Consider the following 21,544-nt stretch of genomic DNA (forward strand, 5'->3'; position numbering starts at 1 on the left):
CGCCTCGGAGCGGGGCGCCAACCTGTTCTGTCAGCATAGTCGAGGTCGCTTGATATCGACGGCCAGTTGGCGTCAAATCAACCCCGCGCCTCAGGCGAAGGAAGCTGGCCGGGCACAAGGGTTCAATTTAGCTCAATTTTGTTTGATTTGAAGGCGCGGTCACCATGGATGAGAAACCCACTGTTTTACTGGTCGATGATGAAGAGTCGATTCTCAATAGCCTGCGCCGGCTGTTGCGCAGTCAAGCCTTCGATGTAGTGCTGGCCGGCAGCGGCGCCCAGGCTCTGGAGATCATGGCGGCACAGCCCATCGACCTGATCATGAGCGATGCGCGCATGCCCGGCATGGATGGCGCGCAGTTACTGGCCGAAGTCCACCGGCTGTACCCGGCCACCAGTCGTATCCTGCTGACCGGCTACGCTGACGTGCCGACCATCATCAAGGCGATCAACGAAGGGCAGATCCACCGTTATATCGCCAAGCCGTGGAATGACGATGAACTCAAGCTGATCCTGCAGCAGGCGCTTGAACATCAGCGGCTTGAACGGCTGACCCAGGTGCAGAACGACCAGCTCAAGGCGCTCAATGCCACCCTGGAAAAGCGCGTCGCGTCGCGCACCGCCGAGTTGCAGCAAACCGCCGACATGCTCGACCTGGCCTACGAAGAACTCAAGCGCAGCTACGTGACCGGCACCGAGGTGTTTTCGCTGTTGGCCAACCTGCGTCTGCCCAGGGACAAGCAGACCAACCGCGCGCTGATCGAACTGATCCGCGTGTACTGCGCCGCCCAGGCCATGGATGAAGCCAGCACCCGCGACCTGACCATGGCCGCCGCGCTGTACAACATCGGCAAGCTGAGCTGGACCGACAGCATGATGGTGTCGCCGTCGGACAAATTGCACAGCACCGACCGCACGCTCTACCGCGAGTACCCGGCCCAGAGTGAATCGCTGTTGATGACCCTTGAACCGATGAAAGACGCGGCGCGGATCATTCGCCATCATCAGGAGCGCTGGGACGGTACGGGCTTTCCCGACCACCTCAAGGGCGAGTCGATTCCTCCCGGTTCACGGCTGTTGAAATTGGCGGTGGACTTCATCGAGTTGCAGAAAGGCTTGATCCTCGAGCGCAACTTGAACAGCGATGAAGCCCTGCTGTTTATCCGCAAATATGCCGGGCGCCTCTACGATCCGGACCTGGTGGAAGATTTCGTGCAGGCCTGCGCAACCTTCCTGAGCGACGTGACCCTGGGCGACCCCACGGTAAAAGTCCTCACCACTCGAGAGCTGGAGGCCGGCATGGTCCTGGCCCGCAACCTCAATGCCGACAACGGCATGTTGTTGTTGAACGCCGGCAAGGTGTTGAACCTGCCGCTGGTCGACAAGTTGATTGCGTTCGAAGCGATGGAGGGCGCCAAGTACAGCGTGTTCATCAAGACGCCCGAGGAGCAGGCGCAACTCCCCTAGTGCGCTCCGTACGGGGCCCGGCTTGCCTACAGGCCCCAGGTTTTACGCCGGCTGCCGTGATAGTCGATGATGCCCCTGAGTACGTACACGTCTTTCTCACCGTCTTTCCCGGTTTTCTCGAGCGCCACTCGCCATCGACCGCGCCCGGCGCCTGGGTCCAGTTGCGGCAGATCCACGTAGCTGTAGCTGCCGATTTTCTTGCCGCTGACCCGTCCTCCTTGAATGTCCTGAACGATTTCGTCGATTTTGCTTTTGGCGTTGGCTGGCAGCAGAGACAGTTGGGTTTCCATCAGCTCGTCGAACCTGACGATGTGGGCCGCCCCGTCGCCCGAGGGGGTGACGGCGCTCGGTGGCACAGGGGATTGTGGCCTTTGAGGCAGCCTTTCACCGCGAGGAAGTGGCGGGTGTGCGGGTTGAAATTCCAAAGGCGTTGAGAATTTGGGAATGGTTCTTTCAAATTCCGCGACCGTCACGCTGTCCACCGCCTTGAAACTGGAGACTGCTCCGGTCCTTTCGCCGTGGGACAAGGCAATGTAGGGAATGCCGGCTTTTTTGAAATCGTCTGAAAATGAATCGACGCCGAGCTTCACAAAAAGCTCACGGCGCCGTTCGATCCTGAACGTTTTCAAGGCTTCCTGGATACCCGGGGCCTCGAGCCATTTCTTCAAGGCCTCGTTAAAGCTGATGTTGTGTTGTGTGGCGATGTCCTGGACGATCTTCATGCGTCCTTTTTCTCTCACAAACGCCTCGAGGGTTTCCTGGCGCCAGGTGGACAAGTGAAACTTATTATCGAACTTGGTCAGGCTGTTCAGCTGTTTCTGGGTGAACGCATAACCGACGAAAGTGGCGCCGGTATCGTGGTCGATAATACTGATCGATGCCCTGATGTGTTTTGAGAAGTCGTCGTTCCGGCCAACGATTCGTTTGATTTTAATAAACAGATTTTCCATCTCCTCGCTGGAACGGGTGAATTGTCCGGACAGGAAGTAGGTGGTCTTGTTCAGGTGTGTATAAAGGTTCGCTTCGAATTCAATGTTCAATAACGTCTCGCGCAGTCGCGGCGCGGGAATCCCCCGCTGCCCCCAGACAATGCGGCGAAAAGCGGCCTCATCAACACCCAGGCGCTCCAGCGCGTTGTCCAGCAGTCGACGTTTCTGTGACGCGGTCACCTCCTTGAGCATCGCTTCGCCATGGGTAGCAGAGGAGTAGATGCGCATCGCTGCGATCAGGTCATCGTGCACTTGCTGTTCGGCGGTACGCCCCCCGAGAACGCCCAACACCGACCCGCCCCCGCGTGTCGTACGCTCAAAGCGTGGCTTCCAGCTTTTTGCATCGCCCGGCACGACCATGAAATCCGGCTTACTCCCCGTCGGGTGCTTGATAAAGCGCGCACCTTCTTCCACATGGGACGCATACAGGTAATAGCGACCGTCGTTGCCCATCATCGCGACAAATTGCTGATTGCGACTGTCCATGAAACTGGGCGCGCCCATCGCGCGAGACAGTCGAAAATGGTGGGTTTGGGCAAACGCTTCGACGTCAAAAAGAGCGTCGATCGAGTGGGGCAGTCGGTACTCTGCGACATCGACCCAGGCCGGGTCCAGCGGGCGGATCGCGGGTTTGGCGAGAACGATGGAGGCTTTTTTGTCTTCGCCGATTTTGCGGATCAGGCCCGGGATGCTGCGCCCCAACTTCTGCGCGTTGCGCACCCCTCGGACGATGTAGCGATGGGCCAGGCGCCGCAGGGCCTTGAACAGGGACAGTCCGAGGAGGAAGTCAGCCACTTCGACGGAAAATAGAAAGCCGTTGACTGCCGATTCGAGGGCAATTTCCGCGTTGGTCCGCGAACGGTAATCGGCATGGGAAAGCTGAAAGCCCAGTTGTGCCGAATACAAATAGGCATGCAGCTCGGCGGTGACGGGGGGCAGGGCATAACGGTGCACGCTGCGAGTGTCATTGAACACCCGGGAGAGTTCGCGCACATCGTGCGTGGCCATCCGTTGGCTGAAATAGGCACGCCATTCGGGTTTGGCCTTGAGCGTGTCGAGTTCCGCCAGGCCCAGCACCAATTCCCTGAAGGGCGCATCATCGGGGGCCTCCGGTGTGTAGAGCACGCACACGCCGCCGGGCCTGGTGCCCTTGCGCTGAATGACCAGCACGCCGTTGATCACCTGGCCTCCCTGGCCCCCTTCAAGCCCGCCTCCCATGACCAGGAGATTGACCTCGATATCGAACTGGCCGACCTTGGGCCGGATGGTGGGGTCGGGATGCTGCGCAACCGCCTGCACCCAGTCCAGTCCACCGCCGGGTGTCTTGAAAATAAACAGGTCGTTGACAGCAGGATTGAGCCGGCTCTCCAAGGCGTCCTTGCGCATCCTTGCCGCATTCGCGCGCTGCCAGGCGCTGGCGAAAGCGCGGCCTTCACCGTCTGGCGCGAACGCCGCCCTGAGGTACGCCGCGTACTGCTGGCCAATGTCGGCCTGTAGGGCAAGGGCGCGCAGGTCTGCGTTGTCGAGCCTGCCGACTTTTTCTCCTCGCGTGTCGAAAAGGTCGGCAGTGGCGGTGATCGTTCTGTGCAATTCATGGGGCGACCACGCATCGACGTTGCGCCGGGCGTAGCTTCCCAGGGTGCGCAGGTCCACGACTTCTTTGGCGTTCCAGGTGCCGAAGGTCAGTGTCTGCTCCGTCAACACCAGGGGAATATCGAGCTGTGGGTCTTCGCAGATGTAGACCGTTTCGGATTCGTCGTCTCGATAACCCGTGACCTTGACTGGCATTGACGTGCTCACACGCAGTCGTACCAGGCTCTTGTGGACGTCCAGGTCCACATTGGCATATTCCGGTTTCTGGCGGCTGAGCACCTTGCGGGTTTCATCCTCCGCGAATGCCGGCAGGGTCGAAATCTGTTCAAGCAGTGGGCGCAGCGCCTCATTGTTGTCGACCAGGGTTGTTTCCAGCTGTCGGTACAACTGCTGGTCCGCCGGGCTGGCCGTGCTCAGCCAGACGGGGTCGTGCGGCGCGACCAGGCGCAGGTTGCGTGCCGCGAGGGCCGCGGATACATCCAGGTGTGGCGCCAGGTCGGCAACCAGAGCGAGCTCACCGGCCAGTGGCAACGTCTGTTGGCGCAGAGCCGCCCGGGTGTTGAAGTACTGCCGTACCCGCAGGGAGCGGACGTGGTCGGCGATCACATCGGCCTCGATCCGTGCCGGGTCGCTCGCCAATATTGGCGTGTCACTCGCGTGTGCTTGAGCGGCCAGCGGCAGGCTGGCAATCAGGCGTTGGCCCGCGGGGTCGCTGGCGCGCAGACGTGCCGCCACGGTTTCATTCAACCGCGCCAGGTTTTCAAATTCCTCGAAGCCTTCGCCAGGGCTGAAGAGCAGCACGCTGCCAACGGGCGGTGTGCCACCGGTGGCGTTCAGGATGAATGCGGCGGCGAACTCGCTGCCATTGTCCAGCGCCAGCCGGTACACGGCAGGTCTGGGGCCTGTGGGAAACACCTTTTTGCGCGCCGCGGCGGTGGGGTATTTCAATACCGTGTCCGCCAGTGTCCGTGACGCGGCCGACAATGTGCCGTCCAGCGTGCGCAGGGCCAATTGGTGGGCCAGGACCTGCCGGCGCAGGTCGACCAGTCGCTCCTCGAGGGTCGGTTGGTTGCCTTCCCGATCTCTCCAGAATTCATTGAGCTTGACCGTGAAGGCGATTTCCAGCACGCCCGCCAGTGTGGCGGTCGGGCTGGCCGCAGACAGGCGTTTGCCCTCGTCCACGGTACCGCTTTCCCGGTAGAAGGCACCGCTCTCTTGCGTCAGATAAGCCTGCGCGTCGGGGCCGCGTAACCTGGCCAGCAGTGATCCCAGGGGTTCGCTGCCCAGCCATTGTTTCTGGCCCGGTACGTCCTCGCGATAGCGGCTGTAGAAAATGTGGTTCGGATTGATGGGCCGCTGCAATTCAGGAAACAAGGCAGCCAACTGTTGCTGATACACCGTTTCAAGATTCGGCTGTTGCTGGAGCAGTTCGTCGGTCTGGGTATTGAACCTGCCGAGTGCCTGGATAAGCAGCACTTGCTGGGTGTCGCGGGTCTGGTTGGCGGCGGGTACCACCGGCAGGGTCACGGGTTGCGAGAGGTTGGCAGGCCCGTTGACCGGCAAGAGTGGTTCCGGGGCATCTGAGGGGGGAAGCGATGACTGGTACATGGTGAACTCGTATGGAAGGCGCTTGCTGCGCACGGCTGGATCAGAGTTCGGAGTCTAGGGTTGGCGGTTGCACGTGTTGCGGTGCATGTGTGTGGGTGAACGCGTGCCCGGGGGCGATTGCCTGCAACGCAAGCCCATGTGATCCTTGCCGCTTTTGCGCCTGAGGTTTATTGCATGTCCACCATTATCCGCATTGCTGCCGCCCTCCTGATCGGCAGTGATGGCCACACGTTGCTGGTCCGCAAGCGCGGCACCCAGGCCTTCATGCAACCGGGCGGCAAGATCGATGCCGGTGAGCAACCCGCCCAGGCCCTGGCCCGCGAGCTGCACGAAGAGCTGAACCTGCATATCGATCCAGGCCAGGCCTTGTACCTGGGGCACTTCTCGGCGCCGGCCGCCAACGAGCCGGGTTTCACCGTGGAAGCCGAGCTGTTCCAGGTGCGGATCGACGTACCGGTGACGCCTGCCGCTGAAATCGAAGAAATACGCTGGATCGATCCCATGGGCGACGGCGGCTTGCACTTGGCGCCGTTGACCCGCGACCTGATCCTGCCGTTCTACCGCGAATCGCTGGCCGGCTGCGCGACGTCCGCTTGATGGGGGGCGGTCAGCGAACCGCGCTGACCCCATCCAGGGTGGAGAACGAGGTGTCCTTGGCCGTCAGCAGGAAGTCGCGCATGTACGGTGCATCCAGCATGTCGGCGCGAATCCCCGCATACAACGTCGCGAACAAGCCTTTCTCGCCGAGGCGCTTGGCTTTCACATAACCACGCGAGCTGTATTCATGCAGCGCCCAGTGGGGCATGCCGCATACGCCACGGCCGCTGGCCACCAGTTGCATCATCATCACCGTCAGTTCTGAGGTGCGCACCTGGGCCGGTTCCACGTCGGCCGGTTCCAGGAAGCGGGTGAAGATGTCCAGGCGGTCACGCTCCACCGGGTAGGTGATCAGGGTTTCGGTCAGCAGGTCCTCCGGCACGATGTACGCCTTGTTCGCCAACGGGTGCTGATTGGCCACGGCCAGCATGGCTTCATAGGTGAACAGCGGCACGTAGGTGATGCCGGGCAACTCGAGCGGGTCGGAGGTGACCACCAGGTCGAGGTCGCCACGGGCCAGGGCCGGCAGCGGGGCGAAGGCGAAACCCGAGGCCAGGTCCAGCTCGACTTCCGGCCAGGCATCGCGGAACTGGTCGATGGTCGGCATCAGCCACTGGAAGCAACTGTGGCACTCGATCGCCATGTGCAGGCGCCCGGCGGTGCCGCCGGCCAAGCGCGCAATATCCCGCTCGGCGCCGCGCAGCAGCGGCAGGGTGGCGTCGGCCAGTTGCAGCAGGCGCAGCCCTGCGCTGGTGAAACGCAGCGGCTTGGTCTTGCGCACGAACAGCGGCATGCCCAGGCGTTCTTCCAGTTCCTTGAACTGGTGGGACAGCGCTGATTGCGTGAGGTGCAGGCGCTCGGCCGCTTCCACCAGGCTGTCGGCTTCGCGCAGGGCGTGCAGGGTTTTCAAATGACGGATTTCCAGCACGGTCGCCTCCATGAGAAGAATTTGTCTTTAATGATAAATCATTGAAGACAATTCATGTTGGCCCGCAGGTGATGCCTGTCGGTCAGACTCTCAGAAAATACTGATTGGCGATTGGCAGGTCGATGTTGCCGCGCCAGATGTTTGTGTCTGCGAAAGTGGCGCCACCCTCTCGTTGAGCCGTTTGCCATTTCATGCCCAGGTACTGTTGGGCCCTGAGCTTGATATGCGCCTTGGCAAAACTGTCGAATGCCGAATGCTCCGCCACGTAGTGAAAGTGCGCGTACCAGAGCACAGGCGCCTGCGGCGTGGTCGTGTCGTGAAGGGCATATTCCTGCAAGTAGTCTGGCTGTCCGTCCGGGCGTTTATCCCTGAGTTTCTTGCGTGTTCCGAGTTTGCGCACCTCCAGCCGGCCTTTGCTCATCAGGTAGTCCAGGTAGCCCTCCGTGGGCTTCTGGCTTTCCACGGTGCGCTGGATGCGCAGGGTTTCACCCGCGCGCTTGAGTCGGTCGGCGCGGGTGAGCAGTTGCTCGACCAGCGGGTTACCGGCCTCATGGTTTTGCACGATGCGGGCGCGGGATTCGAGAGCATGGGCTTCACTGACCAACATGTGCTCAAGGTTGACTGGCTCCATGGTTTTGTAGCTGTTGACAGTGTTTTCCAACGCATCGACGGCATCCAGGCGCTTGCGGGCTTCATCCACCAGCATCTTGGTGTCGGTGGGTAAGGCCGGTGGCACATCCACGGGCCGACTTTTTTCGATGTTCAAGCGATAGCGGTGGCTGTCCGACATTTGCTCCCATACCTCGACCGTCACGCCTTTTTCGTTACTGACGAGAAACTGCCTGGGGGATTCCTGTACCCCAAGGCGCAACTGCCCGTCTTCGGTTTCAAACACCGTTCTACGTCCGGCAGGCGCCGGTGTGTGGGATTTGCGCAGGCTGCGCCTGGCTTGGTGGGTCAATTGGGTCAGGCCGTCGAGCAATGGCTGGAGGCAGGTCGGATCGAAATGGTCAGGCGAGAGCACGTTCCAGGAGATCAAATCGCGATGAGCCTGTTCGTAGACCTTGATCAGGTTTTCCAGGAATTGATTGCGCTGGACCTTACTGATGTTGGCGTCGGGCAGTTGCAACTGAGAGGCCAGACTGATATCCAGTTTTATCCTCAGATCGTGCAGCAGTTTTTCCTGGAGTACCCACGTAACGTCGGTGGGTTTCGGGCGGCTTCCCACGGTCTCCAGCAGTTGTCCCATTCGAGTGGTCAACAGGGTGTTCTCGCTGTGTTTCTCCAGCAGTGGCAACACATCCTCTTTTAGCAGGTTGCGTCGGACGGGTTCGGTCACGCGTTTGTACCAGGTACGCAACGATTTGGTCGAGGTGCCTATCAGATCCCACTCGTTGACAAACTGCAGACGCACGCGCTTGAGCTCATCCAGCAACGCAACGTGTGCTGCGCTCCAGAGTGGCGTCGAGGCCAGTCGCGCCTTGATTTCTGTGATCTCCTCAAGCAAGTCCAAGCCGATGGCTTGGGCGTGCTTGGCACGATGAACCAATCGCTCCGAGATAATGTGAGCCACCCTCACTTGGTTTTGCTTGATCTGTTGGCGCAGGGTTTCACCGGGAAGCTGCGCGAGGGTTTCGGCCATTTCATGTTGACGAATGCAATCCGCGATTTCGCTGGCCAGCAGGGCATCCAGTTCTTTTGTCTCGCGGTACCTGCGGACGCGGTCCTGGGGCCTGCGCGAGATAAGATGTTCTTGCTGGAAGCTGACCAGTTTCTCCATGGTCACGCCCAATTGAGCGTCAAACGTCCTGCACAACTGGTCATATTCCGCGAGCTGGGCGTCGCGTTGTGCATTTACCCGTGACACGGGGGCCGGCAGTTGCCGCTCTACGGCAGCGGGCATATCGCTGCCTCGGCGTGCGCGCTGCCTGTGCCGACTGCCGCCGCCATAGCCGGTGAGGTGGCCGCCATGTACCGCAGCGTAGGTATCCCACTGCATGGCCTCATCAAGTGCAATGGCTGGCATGTAGGACTTGCCTGGGGTGATCAGCCGCATTTCGTGGGTCGTGGGGTCGAATTTTACTTTGAAGTAACGGCCTTCGTTGATGATGAAGTGATCGCCGGACCGATGGCGCAGCGTATTCCGATAAGGACCGGCGTGCACCGCTTGCAAACTGCCGACCGACAGGGGGCGAGGGTGTTCGTAACCGGCGAAACGCTTTTGAGAAGGCGCGGCCTGGCGAGATTTCACGTTACGCCAGAAGCTTTGGCGCGTGGGGTGCCTGAGTTGATGCTGGCGGGTCAACGTGCGCGCGGTGGCCGCTTTGCCCGCGGGCGGAGCGGCGAACACCAAGGCATCCATGCCGGCATACACCAGGCTGTCGAATGCCGAGACCAGTTGTTCGATGCCGTGGTGAACCTCGCCGTGCCTGAAGGCGTCGACGGCGCTGTACAGGCTGGTGACGCCATCGACCAGCGAAATGGCAGTGCCGATATAGGGGACAAAGCTCAAGGCAATCCTGATGCCATTGAACAGGTGGCCGCTCCTCAATGCATAACGCTCCCTGGCCAGGTCTTCGTTGGAGCGTGCGTCGGTTCTGTTGGCTTCGATCAAGCGGCCCATGTGGGCGTCGAGCAGGTGCTCGGTCAGCGAGGTGGTGGCGGGCCAGGCGGAACCCACGCCGATGATTGCGTCATAGCGTTTGACAACCGCTTGGTCGATGCGGCTGATGTGCCCGTCGAGGGGGCCGGTGATTGCGCGTCCTGCCACGTAGTTGATCATCGTATCGAGGCTGCACAGGTCGAATAATCGCTGGCGCGCCTGTTCAAGGCTGTCGAAACGCCGCAGGTAGCGTTCATCCGGCGCGTCCGGCAGGTAGAGCAACGTCACGCCACTGGTTCGTTCGTGAATGAACGTAATGCCCGACAGAGTCACTGGGCTTTCAGTGGTGGTGTCCGCGTCACCGACGGTCAGGATCGCCGGCAACAAGACGATGCGCTTGTCGCCCGTTTCCCAGCCTTCCCGGGTGTTGGCGTGAATGGCGATGTCCAACAGGTGGTGTTCGTCGGCGCTGATATGGTGTTGACGCAATGCCATTTCGCCTTGCAGCACCAGCATCAGGCGCAGGGGCGCACTCAGGCATTCCCGGCGGTAATCCACCTGGAACATGGATTCTGCCGGGGTTCCTTTGAACGCCTGGTAGATTCTTGTCTCATAAGCGCCGGCCAGGTTCAGCTCTCGCACTGTCCGGATCAGGTATTCGCGGGTAATGCCGGCCTTGAGGATTGCCTGTTCGGCGGCGTCCTCTGCCGTCACGTCCACGCTCAAGAATCGCAGGCGCAGGTCGGTTGCGTCGTCGACATTGCTCAACGCCAATTCATCCAGCGATAACGTGCTGCGCGCTTGGCTGGGTGTGTAGTGCACCCTCACTGGCGTGCCGCCGACACCGCTGCCACCCGGTACTGGCCTTTGTTCTGATCTGACCGAAACCGGCAGGTCCAGCTTCACGGTAAAAGCCTGGGTCAGAGAAAAATCTTTGCGCAAGCGCGCATCCAGGTGTTGGCGCACGAATTCATCGCGCGGCATCAGTGACTGATCGCTCAGGACCTCGGCCCGCTCAAGTGCTCGGATGTAGCGCTTGAGCTGGTTTTTGAACTGTTCGCGCTGCTCAGCGGTTTGCCCATTCAGCCAGACCGGCAGTTTTTCCGCGATCCGGCTGCTGTTGTCTTGCTCTTCGATCTCCAGCAGGGCGGCCGCGCGGGCGCTGTGCTCTGGCAGCAGCAGGCTTGGGAGTAAGGTTTCGCGCAGTTCTTCCAACGCAGCGGCCGACCCCCTTGAGCGGGTTTCGGCCATCTGCTCGTCGCAATCAAGCTGTTGCTGGCTGAGGCTGTGTTCAAAGGCATTGCCGGTCAATTCGGTGAGGTGCAAAGCCAGCTCAGTGTCTTCGGCGCTGATCTGGAACAGGCTTTCCTGCAGCGCAGCGCGTGAAGCAAAGCGTTGCAGGGCGCCGTCGCGACCCGGCCAGTAGACCAGATGGATGGCGTTGTTCGTCGGTGGCACCTCAAGGTTGGGCGATGCGGTAATCACCAAAGGACCTTTGAGCTCGCTCGTGGTGATCCTGCTCGTGGCGTTGTTTTTTTCGGTCACTGCCAGCGTCATCGAACAGACGGAAACGGCCAGGCTGCGGTCTTCGGACAGCGGGGCAGCCAGGGCAATCTCGATCAACTTGAACTCGTCGGTGCTGATCTGGTTCAGCGTCCGTTGAATGCCTGCCTCCAGCCGCAGCCCCGCAAGCCTGGCCTGGTACAATGCGGTGAATTGAGTGTTCAGGGTGGTGATATCCAGCGGGCGCCGTTGCAGCAGTTGCCGCGCCGCTCGCTCGCAGGTCTGTTGCTGCGCACGCAGCTCACCCATCAATTGCTTTAATGGTCGCAGGCGTGCCTCCCTGCTGGTGGTGGTCGTATCGTGGGTCAGCAGGGCGTCAAGCGCGTCGCGTTGATGTTGCACTGCGCTCTGACGCTCGCTGAGGCCGAGGCCAGGGTGCAGATGGCCAAACTGCGCAAGCGTGCCTGTGCCTTTCACGCGCGAGGTGGGCGGCAGGGGCGCCGTGGCAAACGGTGACTGCTCCCGTCGCTGCTGGTCGAATGCTTCGACCTTCTGGCGCGCCTGGTAGGCATCCTCAATTTCAAGTGCGGGCAGGGCATGGATGGTTGCGCGGTACTGCGCATCGGCCAACTGGCCGAGCCACAGCGTGATGCCGGTCTCCAGCGGCCGCTGCTTGACCTGGTATTCGATCTGCGCGAAAGGATCATCCTGTGGGGTAGAGAACAGCAACCTTTGCTGTTCAAGCAACCAGCGCTCCATGTCCGTGCGTTTGCTGAAGGTTCGCCAGGCCGGTTGATGGGCTGGCAAGTACAACAGTTGTTGTACCGGCTGATCGGTATCCGGGGTCAAGACCCAGGCACCGGGCAGCACCCGTGTATCGGCTGTGGTGCCCGTGAGGAACATTTGTTCAGCGCAGACTTTTTGTTCTTGCTGGCCTGCCTGGGGTGGATCGATGACGGCACGTATCAGTTTGACCGCCTCGTCACTGAGGGTGCCTTGGGCAAGCTGGGCCTCGGCCGAGGCTTCGAAATGAATGTGGTACAACTCTGCCGCACGGGCGCGACAGGACTGGGGCTGGAGGGGCGCCCGGGTGTGCCAGAAGTAGCCGGTCCATGCGTCCTTGAGCGCTTGCTCCAGATCCATCCCCTTGAGCTCATCCAGCAGCATGGACAGCGTATAACCCGAAAGCACATGGTTTTCCGGCAGGCCGACCACGCTGCCCTTGGGCACCTGTGTCGTGTCCATGGCTGGGCGTTGTTGCATGTACAGGCAGGCTTCGATCAAGGAAATGCGGCAGGTGCCGCGCAGTGCCGTGGCCATGAATTCTATGCCGGTCAGTTCCGCGTTGAGTTGCCAATGATCGTGGATCATCTGACTGATAGTGCTGCGAACCGAGGGTGTTCCCGCTATCAAGGCCTGCATGTCGCGGTGACATTCCTGCCAGCGTTGGATCGCGTCCAACAACAGAACTTCATCGGTGACCTCGGGCTTCAGCGGGCGGGAAAGGCCGAAAACTTGTGCGCCATAGTGCGGATCAGGGGGCATGTACAGGGCTCCATCGCTTGAAAAACCGATTAGAGCTCGTCAGCGTCGGTACTCGGCGCCATATACATATCGTGTCGACCGCTGGGCACTCTTCATCAAACTGTCACGCAACTGTGGCAGCGCGCTTGAACAAACTTCATCAGACTCGCGCTCTACTGGGGTTCTGCGTTTCGGTGTTTTCCATGCGTGTGTTGTTTTTATTGGCCGCCTTAGTGTTCGGCCTGCCGTCTTTTGCGGCTTCTCGATGTGATGTGAATGTCCCGACCCAAATGGTCGACCTGGCTCAGGTGAGCATCGCCTACCAGAGCATCGGCCGTGCGTCCGACCCTGCCTTGCTGCTGGTGATGGGCCTGGGCGGGCAGTTGATCCACTGGCCTGACGAGGTGGTCGTCGCCTTGTGCCAGCAAGGGTTCCGGGTGATCCGCTATGACAATCGAGACGTCGGCCTGTCTACCTGGCGCCAGGCTCCGGCCAATGCCAACCTGACCTTCGAAGTGCTGCGCTACAAACTCGGCCTGCCGGTGGCGGCTCCGTATACCTTGACCGACATGGCCGATGACGCCATAGGCCTGATGGACGCGTTGCAGATCCAGCAATTCCACGTACTCGGCGCGAGCATGGGCGGGATGATCGCCCAGCACCTGGCCGCCATGGCGCCGCAGCGGGTCGAAAGCCTCACGCTGATCATGACCAGTTCCGGCGCCGAAGGCCTGCCGGCGCCGAATGCCGCGCTGGTACAGCTGTTGTCGCGACGCAGCGCGCCGAATCGTGAAGTGGCCCTGGAGCAGCAGGCCGACTTGCTCGCCGCACTGGGCAGCCCGAACGTCAAGGATGATCGCCAGGCGCTGTTGCACCAGGCGGCGCAGTCCTACGACCGCGCCTTCAACCCGGACGGCGTGAAGCGCCAGATCATGGCGATCCTCGCCGAACCGAGCCGCGTGCCGTTGCTCAACCAACTGCGCGTGCCGACCCTGGTGGTGCACGGCACGGCCGACCCGTTGTTGCCGGTGATGCACGGCGTGCACCTGGCGGCGCATATCCAGGGCAGCCAGTTGAAGCTGATTCCCGGCATGGCCCATCGGTTCCAGGAAGCGTTCAAGGCGCCCCTGTTGACGGCCGTGTTGCCGTACCTGCAAGCCCATCGGGAAGATGCGGCGCACTGGGCGCAGATTGACCTGGGCGAGCCTTCGAAGGTGTTGTGACATTGGTGTATCGTGCAACCTTTACGGCGCATTACTGCCAGCGAGGTTGCCTGCCATGAGTACTCCCCTGAAAATCGATTTCGTCAGCGATGTGTCCTGCCCCTGGTGCATCATCGGCCTGCGCGGCCTGACCGAAGCCCTCGACCAGCTTGGCGCCGATGTGCAAGCCGAGATCCACTTCCAGCCGTTCGAACTGAACCCGAACATGCCTGCCGAAGGGCAGAACATCGTCGAGCACATCACCGAGAAATATGGCTCCACCGCCGAGCAATCCCAGGCTAACCGCGAGCGCATCCGCGACATGGGCGCCGGGTTGGGCTTCGCCTTCCGCACTGACGGCCAGAGCCGCATCTACAACACCTTCGACGCGCACCGCCTGTTGCATTGGGCCGGGCTGGAGGGCTTGCAATACAACCTCAAGGAAGCGTTGTTCAAGGCGTATTTCACCGACCGGCAGGACCCGTCCGACCACGCGACGCTGGCGATCATTGCCGAGAGCGTCGGGCTGGATATCCAGCGTGCGGCCGAGATTCTGGCCAGCGACGAGTACGCCGCCGAAGTCCGCGAACAGGAACAACTGTGGATCTCCCGTGGCGTGACCTCGGTGCCGACCATCGTGTTCAACGACCAGTACGCCGTGAGCGGTGGCCAGCCGGCTGAAGCCTTTGTGGGGGCGATCCGGCAGATCATCAGCGAAGCAAAAAGCTAAAGCCGAACGCAGGTCAAAATGTGGGAGGGGGCTTGCCCCCGATAGCGGTGGTTCAGTTAAGACATGTGTTGACTGACACTCTGCTATCGGGGGCAAGCCCCCTCCCACATTGTTCTCCATTGGTCTTGAGACAGGTGCTGGCCCGTCCCTTGCATTGACCCCTTAAAGCCTTAGGGGACACTGCCTTGAACATTCTTGACCTCGACCACAGCCTCACCGGCCAGGCACCGATTGCACGGCGCCTGGCCAGTGGGCGCGCCCATCGTATCGACCTGCTGGACCTGGGCCCCAAGCTGCGCCTGTGGTCCACCGAAAAAACCTGGAAGCGCTTCGCCGAACGCCTGGCCCAACGGCCCCGGCCTTCCGACGCACGGCCGGAAATCCTGTTTGTCGGCTCCGGCGATTATCACCACCTCACGCCGGCATTCCTGGCTGATTTGAAAGAGCCCATCAGCCTGATCCACTTCGACAACCACCCCGACTGGGTGCGCTTTGCGCCCAAGCGTCACTGTGGTTCGTGGGTCAATCGCGCGCTGAAAATGCCGGCGATCAAACGCATCGTCACCCTCGGCCCGTGCAGCGACGACCTGCACAACCCGCAACTGCGCGGCGGCAACCTCGGTGCCCTCAAACGCGGGCAATTGCAGCTGTTTCCCTGGCAGCATGCGCCCTCCAAAGTCTGGGGGCGGGTAGGGGACGGCGCTGGCCACCAGCAGCGGGAAAACCACCTGCATTGGCGCAACCTGGCCGAGCTGGACTGGGCGGCGTTCCTTGAGCAGATGATCGACAGCCTGCCCACCGAGGCAATCTGGATCACCCTCGACAAAGACGTACTCGCCAGCGAAGACGCCGCCACCAATTGGGATCAGGGCGGCATGCGCCTGACCCACCTGCTGCAAGCCTTGCGGGCGTTGGCGGCGCGCAAGCGCATCATCGGCATCGACGTGTGCGGCGAGTTCGCCACGCCGGCGTTCAGCAATGCCTTCAAGCGTTGGGAAGCCAAGTCCGACCAGCCGCCGCCCGAACGCTGGAGTGCCGAGGACTTGCAGCGCAATGCCGCGACCAATGAAGCCCTGATTGACCTGTTTGAGGAGCTGTTCCCGTGACCTTGACCGTGGTGTTGCTGGTGGCGTTTTCCATCGTGCTCGATGTGATCGGCCAGCTGTGTTTCAAGATCGGCCTGGACCGTTTGCCGGAGTTGGACGGCGGTTTTCGCCTGAATGCGTTCTGGGGCCAGGTGTTCAATGCGCCGTTGCTGTGGGCGGGGATCGGCGCCTATGCCGTCGAATTTTTCGTGTGGCTCGAAGCCCTCTCGCGTGCGCCATTGAGCCTGCTGTTTCCGGCGGCCGCGCTGGCGTATTGCGGGGTGGTGCTGGCGGGCAAGGTGGTGCTGGGCGAAACCGTCAGCCGGCGCCGTTGGCTCGGTACGCTGGTGATTACCTTGGGTGTGATGTTGGTGGCGATTGCAGGGAGTCAGGCATGAGTACGCAAACGATGAATACGGGATGGTTGCATGGGCGTTTGGGCACGGTGGTGCTGTGGGCCTTGCTGATCTGCACGGAAAGCGCCGGCCAGCTGTTTACCAAAGTCGCTGGCGACCAGTTGGGGCAGATGGATTTCAACTGGCAGTGGCTGGGTGAGGTGGTGCGCAACCCTGGAATCCTGGCGGCGATTGCCAGCTACATCGGCGCGTTTTTCGTGTGGATGCTGATCCTGCGGCGCAGCAGCCTGTCCCTGGCGTTTCCGCTGAGTTCACTGGTGTTCGTGGTGGTGTTGCTGGGTTCGTGGCTGGGGCTGGGGGAACATATCAGCCCGCTGCACTGGGTGGGGGTGGCGGTGATTATCGGTGGTATCGCCCTCCTGGCAGAGGGCGAAGAAAACTGAGTGCCTAGGGTTTGCGGTGTGCCACCAAAAACCCTAGACCATGGGACACCGGAAGTGTTTTGACCCCTGCCTCCCGCTGCTGCCCGGCAATCTCCCGATGAAACGCCTTCACCTGGGTCCAGTGCATCTTCGGCCGGTAGTGATGCTCGGCGTGGTAGCCGTTGTTCATCCAGATCAGGTTGTACAACACGCTGTAGGAACTCACGCCCCAGGCGATTGGCAGGTCCGGGTTGCCGCCGAAATGCTCGTAGTAGCCATTGAGCGATGACAGGCACTGGCCCAGGTACCAGAACGGCAACAGCCACAGCACCGCCTGCCAGTTGTAGAACGCCAGCGCGATGTAGAACGCCACGGTCACGCCGATCTCGACCTTGACCCAGCGCGCATCGGCCGGGCGTTTGCGCTTCATCTCGTCATAGAACGGCTTGGGGTCGTCGCGGAAAAAACTCAGGAAGGTATAGGCCCACGGGTTTTCCGGCTGGCCGTTGTGGCCACGCTGGTAGATCGACAGCGGGTCGATGGTCTTGCCATCCGGCCCCGGCAGGTCGGCGTTGCCACGGTGGTGGCGGTTGTGGATGTCGCGATAGAGCGTCTGGGAGAAACCGATGGTCACCGACAGCAGCAGGTCGAAGGCCCGGTTCATGGCGCGATGGGTGAAGTAGGCGTTGTGGATCTGGTTGTGGGAGATGCTGTTGATGCTCCACGACAGGCTGACTGCGTAAAGCAGCGCCAGCGGCACCAGGGCCCACCAGCTCAGGTGATGGAAGGCGGCAACCAGCCAGACGACAAACGCGAAATGCGCCAGGCCCAGGGCGATGGGCACCAGGTCCCAGAGCGAGTGATGGAGCAGGCGGTAAGCGGGGCGAGCCATGAAGAGTGTCCTGGAAAAGTGGATTCCAGCACCTTGTTGCAAACCCCAGACCAACCTAATCGAACTTGTAGCTGATGGCCGTCTGCACCTGGCCCTGGTTCACATCGCCGGTCTCTTTGACGATGCTGCTGTTGGCGGCCGATCCCACCAAGTGAATCCAGCTGGCGCTGGTCAGCAAGGACCAGTTGGCAGCCAGGGGAAATTCGAAACTCTGGGTCAGTGTCAGGTTCTGGAAGCCACCGCTGGCGTTGTAGGGACGAAAGCCGGTGGAAGCGGCTTCGTTGTCATCCACGCCAAAAAACGTGTTGGTCTGGCGTGCATCGGCAAAATGCGCGACCAGCCCGCTGCTGCCGATGATCCCACCGCCCAGCGGGTAGCCCAGTTCGCCGCCCAGTTTGCCGAGGGCGCCACTCTGCGAATGCCCACCGCCCACGGCTTGCCCCACTTGCGCGTAGACCCGCCAGAAATCAGCCGGGGCGTACTGGACGAAGCCACCCACCTCGGCCATGTCCGACACATTGCGCAGGCCTTGCAGATCGCCATTGGACGTGCGCCCCGACAGGTAGTTGATATAGGGGCCGGCGGTAAAGCCGTGGGTGTTGAGCGCGCTCCAGGTCAAGCCGTCATCGGTGCCCAGGCTGACGCTGCCCCAATCCAGGTCCAGGTAGGGCACGGGGCGGACTTCGTAGCGGCTGGCGGTGGGGTCATGGGGTTGATAACTGATGCCTGCGCCCACTTCACCGGTGATGCCTTCGGCCAGGGCAGCGTTTGAAAAGCTCCAAAGGCCAAGCAAACCGGCGAATGCAGCGCATGTGATCCTGTACATGGTCAGGTTCCTTGATTGATTACGTGCGCATGAACGCGCGAAGGGCCCGCTTCACGCAAGCACTCATCTTGTTTGTAGCAAGCTACAAAAATTGTAGCTTCGACGACACATTCCGCCCTCGATACGCGCCAGGGGCCCAGCCCTGCTGGGTGGTGGCCAGTTGGCACAGTCCCTGCTCTACCTCTGGTGCAAGCGCACACAGCGCGCTCCTCCAAGGTAAACAACGATGATCCAGTGGCATATCGTGTGTGACTTCGACGGGACCATTACCCCCACCGATGTCATCGACAACGTCCTCCAACGCTTCGCCGGCCCCGAGTGGGAAACCATCGAACAGGAATGGCTGGATGGGCATATCGGTTCACGCGAATGCCTGAGCCGCCAACTGGCGCTGATCAAGGCCACACCTTCCGAGCTGCTGGCGTACTTCGACAGCGTCGAGATCGACCCGGACTTCCCCGACTTCGTCGACCACGTCATGGGACTGGGTGCGACCATCGAAGTGGTCAGCGACGGCATCGAGCAGGGCATTGCCCGCATCCTGTCGCGCAACTACGTGACCTTGCTGCCGATCCTTGCCAACCGCCTGCGCCAGGTCGACCAGAACAGCTGGCGCATCGATTTCCCGTATGCCAGCGACGCCTGCCGTGCCGCTTCCGGCAACTGCAAGTGCAAGTCCACCCCACGCAACAAGCGCGTGCTGGTGATCGGCGACGGCAAGTCCGATATGTGCGTGGCCTCCACCGCCGACTTCGTGTTCGCCAAGGGCAGCCTCGCCAAGTACTGCGAAGCCAACGACATTCCTCACGCACGCTTCGACACCTTTGCCGAACTGCCTGCATTGCTGGCCCTGCTGCCTCAGGGCATCGCCGCCAACGCCACCACCTTTACTGCTGACAACCAGGAACTCTTCCATCATGTCTGATATCCGTATCGCTACCGCCGAAGACCAGATCCTTCTGGACAAAGAAGCCAAGTATTGCTCCTACGGCGACACCGTTCACTACATCGAGCCGCCGCGTATTTTCAGCCGTTGCGAAGGCTCCTACGTGTGGGACACCGAAGACCAGGCCTATCTCGACCTGCAAATGTGGTACTCGGCGGTCAACTTCGGCTACGCCAACCCGCGCCTGAACAACGCGTTGAAACAGCAGATCGACACGCTGCCGCAAATCGCCAGCCAGTACCTGCACAAGGGCAAGATCGAGCTGTCGGAAATGATCGCGGTCGACGCCAAGAAGAAATTCGGCCTCGACGGTCGCGTGCACTTCAACGTCGGCGGTTCGCAGTCCATCGAAGACTCCCTGAAAGTGGTGCGTAACGCCACCAACGGCAAGAGCCTGATGTTCGCCTTCGAGGGCGGCTACCACGGGCGCACCCTGGGTGCTTCGTCGATCACCTCCAGCTACCGCTACCGTCGCCGCTACGGCCACTTCGGCGAGCGCGCGCAGTTCATCCCGTTCCCGTACCACTTCCGTGGCCCCAAAGGCATGACCAAGGAAGAATACGGCAGCCACTGCGTGCAGCAATTCGCCCGCCTGTTCGAGACTGAATACAACGGGGTGTGGGACCCGAAAGTCGGCTCCAGCGAATACGCCGCGTTCTACGTCGAGCCGATCCAGGGCACCGGCGGCTACGTGATCCCGCCGATGAACTTCTACCGCGAGTTGAAGCACGTGCTGGATCAACACGGCATCCTGATGGTCTCCGACGAGATCCAGATGGGCTTTTACCGCACCGGCAAACTGTGGTCGATCGAACACTTTGACGTGCAGCCGGATGTGATCGTGTTCGGCAAGGCGCTGACCAACGGCCTCAACCCACTGGGCGGCATCTGGGCCCGTGAAGAGTTGATCAACCCGAAGATCTTCCCGCCAGGTTCGACCCACTCCACCTTCGCCTCCAACCCGTTGGGCACGGCGGTAGGCCTGGAAATGTTCAAGATGACCAACGAGATCGACTACGGCGCGATGGTCATGGCCAAGGGCAAGTTCTTCCTCGAAGGCCTGCAGGACCTGCAGAAACGTTTCCCGATCATTGGCGATGTCGACGGCCTGGGCCTGGCGCTGCGCTGCGAAATCTGCGCCCCGGATGGTTTTACACCGGACAAGGCGACCCTGGACTACATGGTCGAAGAAGGCATGAAGGGCGACATGGTGGTGGACGGCCAGAAACTCGGGCTGATCCTCGATGTGGGCGGCTACTACAAGAACGTGATCACCCTGGCACCGTCCCTGGAAATCAGCTACCCGGAAATCGAGCTGGGCCTGAAGCTGCTCGAGCAACTGCTGGTGCGGGCGACCAACCGGTGAACAGCGTCGGGATCGACCTCGGTGAAGGTGATGCCGGTTTCGTTCTCGGTGACGGTCCGGTCGGGATCCTGTTGATCCACGGCCTGACCGGCACCCCGACGGAGTTGCGCCAGGTCGCCAAGGGCCTGGCCAAGGTGGGCAATTGCACGGTGTACGTGCCCACCCTGGCCGGGCACTGCGGTGACAACAGCGACCTGCAGGCCACGGGCTGGATGGACTGGTACGAAGGCGTGCGCAAGACCTTCGTGGGCGTGAAGCAACGCCACGCGCAGGTGTTTGTCGGCGGCTTGTCGATGGGCGCCGTGATGTCGATGTACCTGGCGTCGGAGCATCCGGGCCAGGTGGCCGGTTTGCTGATGTATTCCACCACGCTCAAGTACGACGGGTGGAGCATCAACAAAATGGCGTTTATCACGCCGTTGCTCATCCGTATCCCGTTCGGCGTGCGCCTGTTCCGCTTTACCGAGAAGCCGCCCTACGGCATCAAGAATGAACGCCTGCGCGCCATCGTTGAACGGCAGATGAAGGAAGGCGAAAGCAGCGAGGCGGGCCTGTTGACGATGGAGGGCGTGACGGTGCGTGAATTGCACTGGATGAACGCCGTGGTCAAGAAACGCATGCCGTCGATCAACGTACCGGCGCTGGTATTGCACTCCATCGAGGACGACATCACCAGCCGCTGGAACGCCGATTACGTGGAACGCCACCTCGGCGGGCCGGTGACCAAGATCCTGCTGGACAACTGCTACCACATGATCACCGTCGACCTGCAATACCGCCGGGTGATCGAGTTGAGCGCCGATTTCATCGAACAACACACCTCCGCCATGGGCGCCAGTTCACTTTGTGGCGAGCCCACTCGATACAGCAAGCCCACTCTCGGCCATAGACTCTGACAAAGGACACGAT

At 61.2% G+C, this 21,544-nt stretch carries 15 protein-coding genes; 10 read left to right on the forward strand and 5 right to left on the reverse strand.

Annotation, left to right across the window (positions count from 1 at the left end; genetic code table 11):
- The first annotated feature begins 164 nt into the window (after positions 1-164).
- A complete protein-coding gene (nosR, locus tag AC3WP7_RS02315; protein ID WP_093512296.1) occupies positions 165-1,466 on the forward strand; it encodes a response regulator c-di-GMP phosphodiesterase, NosR family in 1,302 nt (433 codons plus the stop codon).
- 26 nt (positions 1,467-1,492) lie between these two features.
- Here nosR and AC3WP7_RS02320 read toward each other — a convergent pair whose 3' ends face one another.
- Positions 1,493-5,656: a DUF6543 domain-containing protein gene (locus AC3WP7_RS02320; protein WP_146012904.1), complete on the reverse strand. Its 4,164-nt coding sequence runs from the start codon at positions 5,654-5,656 to the stop codon at positions 1,493-1,495.
- A 174-nt stretch (positions 5,657-5,830) separates the two neighbouring features.
- Here AC3WP7_RS02320 and AC3WP7_RS02325 point away from each other — a divergent pair, with 174 nt between their 5' ends.
- Positions 5,831-6,253: an NUDIX hydrolase gene (locus tag AC3WP7_RS02325; protein WP_071488686.1), complete on the forward strand. Its 423-nt coding sequence runs from the start codon at positions 5,831-5,833 to the stop codon at positions 6,251-6,253.
- 10 nt (positions 6,254-6,263) lie between these two features.
- Here AC3WP7_RS02325 and metR read toward each other — a convergent pair whose 3' ends face one another.
- On the reverse strand, positions 6,264-7,181 hold the full coding sequence (gene metR / locus AC3WP7_RS02330; protein ID WP_071488687.1) for a transcriptional regulator MetR: 918 nt from the start codon (positions 7,179-7,181) through the stop codon (positions 6,264-6,266).
- An 82-nt stretch (positions 7,182-7,263) separates the two neighbouring features.
- Positions 7,264-12,831, reverse strand: coding sequence for a dermonecrotic toxin domain-containing protein (locus AC3WP7_RS02335; protein WP_256579908.1), 5,568 nt, complete (start codon positions 12,829-12,831; stop codon positions 7,264-7,266).
- Positions 12,832-13,013: 182 nt separating this feature from the next.
- Between AC3WP7_RS02335 and AC3WP7_RS02340 the strand changes: the two genes are divergently transcribed.
- The 5 genes from AC3WP7_RS02340 to AC3WP7_RS02360 all read left to right on the forward strand — a co-directional run bounded on the left by AC3WP7_RS02340 (position 13,014) and on the right by AC3WP7_RS02360 (position 16,626).
- Positions 13,014-14,033: an alpha/beta fold hydrolase gene (locus AC3WP7_RS02340; protein WP_093512291.1), complete on the forward strand. Its 1,020-nt coding sequence runs from the start codon at positions 13,014-13,016 to the stop codon at positions 14,031-14,033.
- A gap of 55 nt (positions 14,034-14,088) precedes the next feature.
- On the forward strand, positions 14,089-14,742 hold the full coding sequence (locus AC3WP7_RS02345) for a DsbA family oxidoreductase (RefSeq protein WP_092241034.1): 654 nt from the start codon (positions 14,089-14,091) through the stop codon (positions 14,740-14,742).
- Positions 14,743-14,927: 185 nt separating this feature from the next.
- On the forward strand, positions 14,928-15,848 hold the full coding sequence (locus AC3WP7_RS02350) for an arginase family protein (protein WP_102591709.1): 921 nt from the start codon (positions 14,928-14,930) through the stop codon (positions 15,846-15,848).
- Complete coding sequence (locus tag AC3WP7_RS02355) at positions 15,845-16,225, forward strand: DMT family transporter (RefSeq protein WP_016977488.1); 381 nt, start codon at positions 15,845-15,847, stop codon at positions 16,223-16,225. Before AC3WP7_RS02350 ends, AC3WP7_RS02355 begins: the two co-directional genes overlap by 4 nt.
- Positions 16,222-16,626 carry a DMT family transporter gene (locus AC3WP7_RS02360; RefSeq protein WP_058423798.1) on the forward strand — a complete coding sequence of 135 codons (405 nt, stop codon included), beginning with the start codon at positions 16,222-16,224 and terminating at the stop codon, positions 16,624-16,626. Before AC3WP7_RS02355 ends, AC3WP7_RS02360 begins: the two co-directional genes overlap by 4 nt.
- A gap of 4 nt (positions 16,627-16,630) precedes the next feature.
- Here the strand turns inward: AC3WP7_RS02360 and AC3WP7_RS02365 are convergent, their stop codons facing one another.
- Together AC3WP7_RS02365 and AC3WP7_RS02370 are read right to left on the reverse strand one after the other, a co-directional pair.
- Positions 16,631-17,497 (reverse strand): fatty acid desaturase family protein, encoded by an 867-nt coding sequence (locus tag AC3WP7_RS02365; RefSeq protein ID WP_092241038.1) that lies wholly within the window; start codon positions 17,495-17,497, stop codon positions 16,631-16,633.
- A 55-nt stretch (positions 17,498-17,552) separates the two neighbouring features.
- Positions 17,553-18,323, reverse strand: a complete 771-nt coding sequence (locus AC3WP7_RS02370) for a MipA/OmpV family protein (protein WP_092241040.1) — start codon at positions 18,321-18,323, stop codon at positions 17,553-17,555.
- Positions 18,324-18,549: 226 nt separating this feature from the next.
- Between AC3WP7_RS02370 and AC3WP7_RS02375 the strand changes: the two genes are divergently transcribed.
- Genes AC3WP7_RS02375 through AC3WP7_RS02385 form a run of 3 tightly spaced genes read left to right on the forward strand, consistent with a single transcriptional unit; the run spans position 18,550 to position 21,531 of the window.
- Positions 18,550-19,248, forward strand: coding sequence for an MtnX-like HAD-IB family phosphatase (locus AC3WP7_RS02375; protein ID WP_071488694.1), 699 nt, complete (start codon positions 18,550-18,552; stop codon positions 19,246-19,248).
- Entirely contained in the window at positions 19,241-20,635 is a 1,395-nt protein-coding gene (locus AC3WP7_RS02380) for an aspartate aminotransferase family protein (RefSeq protein WP_071488695.1), read from the forward strand. The genes AC3WP7_RS02375 and AC3WP7_RS02380 overlap by 8 nt, the downstream gene beginning before the upstream one ends.
- Positions 20,632-21,531: an alpha/beta hydrolase gene (locus AC3WP7_RS02385; protein ID WP_093119456.1), complete on the forward strand. Its 900-nt coding sequence runs from the start codon at positions 20,632-20,634 to the stop codon at positions 21,529-21,531. Before AC3WP7_RS02380 ends, AC3WP7_RS02385 begins: the two co-directional genes overlap by 4 nt.
- Positions 21,532-21,544 lie beyond the last annotated feature (13 nt).

It is taken from the genome of Pseudomonas sp. FW305-3-2-15-C-LB1 (assembly GCF_058787615.1).

Excerpts from the sequence above, each read along its gene's own strand:
- AC3WP7_RS02335 (WP_256579908.1), bottom strand. The coding sequence starts at position 12,831 with ATGCCCCCTGATCCGCACTATGGCGCACAAGTTTTCGGCCTTTCCCGC.
- AC3WP7_RS02380 (WP_071488695.1), top strand. The coding sequence starts at position 19,241 with ATGTCTGATATCCGTATCGCTACCGCCGAAGACCAGATCCTTCTGGAC.
- AC3WP7_RS02325 (WP_071488686.1), top strand. The coding sequence starts at position 5,831 with ATGTCCACCATTATCCGCATTGCTGCCGCCCTCCTGATCGGCAGTGAT.
- AC3WP7_RS02320 (WP_146012904.1), bottom strand. The coding sequence starts at position 5,656 with ATGTACCAGTCATCGCTTCCCCCCTCAGATGCCCCGGAACCACTCTTG.
- AC3WP7_RS02365 (WP_092241038.1), bottom strand. The coding sequence starts at position 17,497 with ATGGCTCGCCCCGCTTACCGCCTGCTCCATCACTCGCTCTGGGACCTG.
- AC3WP7_RS02340 (WP_093512291.1), top strand. The coding sequence starts at position 13,014 with ATGCGTGTGTTGTTTTTATTGGCCGCCTTAGTGTTCGGCCTGCCGTCT.
- AC3WP7_RS02360 (WP_058423798.1), top strand. The coding sequence starts at position 16,222 with ATGAGTACGCAAACGATGAATACGGGATGGTTGCATGGGCGTTTGGGC.
- AC3WP7_RS02370 (WP_092241040.1), bottom strand. The coding sequence starts at position 18,323 with ATGTACAGGATCACATGCGCTGCATTCGCCGGTTTGCTTGGCCTTTGG.
- nosR (WP_093512296.1), top strand. The coding sequence starts at position 165 with ATGGATGAGAAACCCACTGTTTTACTGGTCGATGATGAAGAGTCGATT.
- AC3WP7_RS02375 (WP_071488694.1), top strand. The coding sequence starts at position 18,550 with ATGATCCAGTGGCATATCGTGTGTGACTTCGACGGGACCATTACCCCC.
- AC3WP7_RS02345 (WP_092241034.1), top strand. The coding sequence starts at position 14,089 with ATGAGTACTCCCCTGAAAATCGATTTCGTCAGCGATGTGTCCTGCCCC.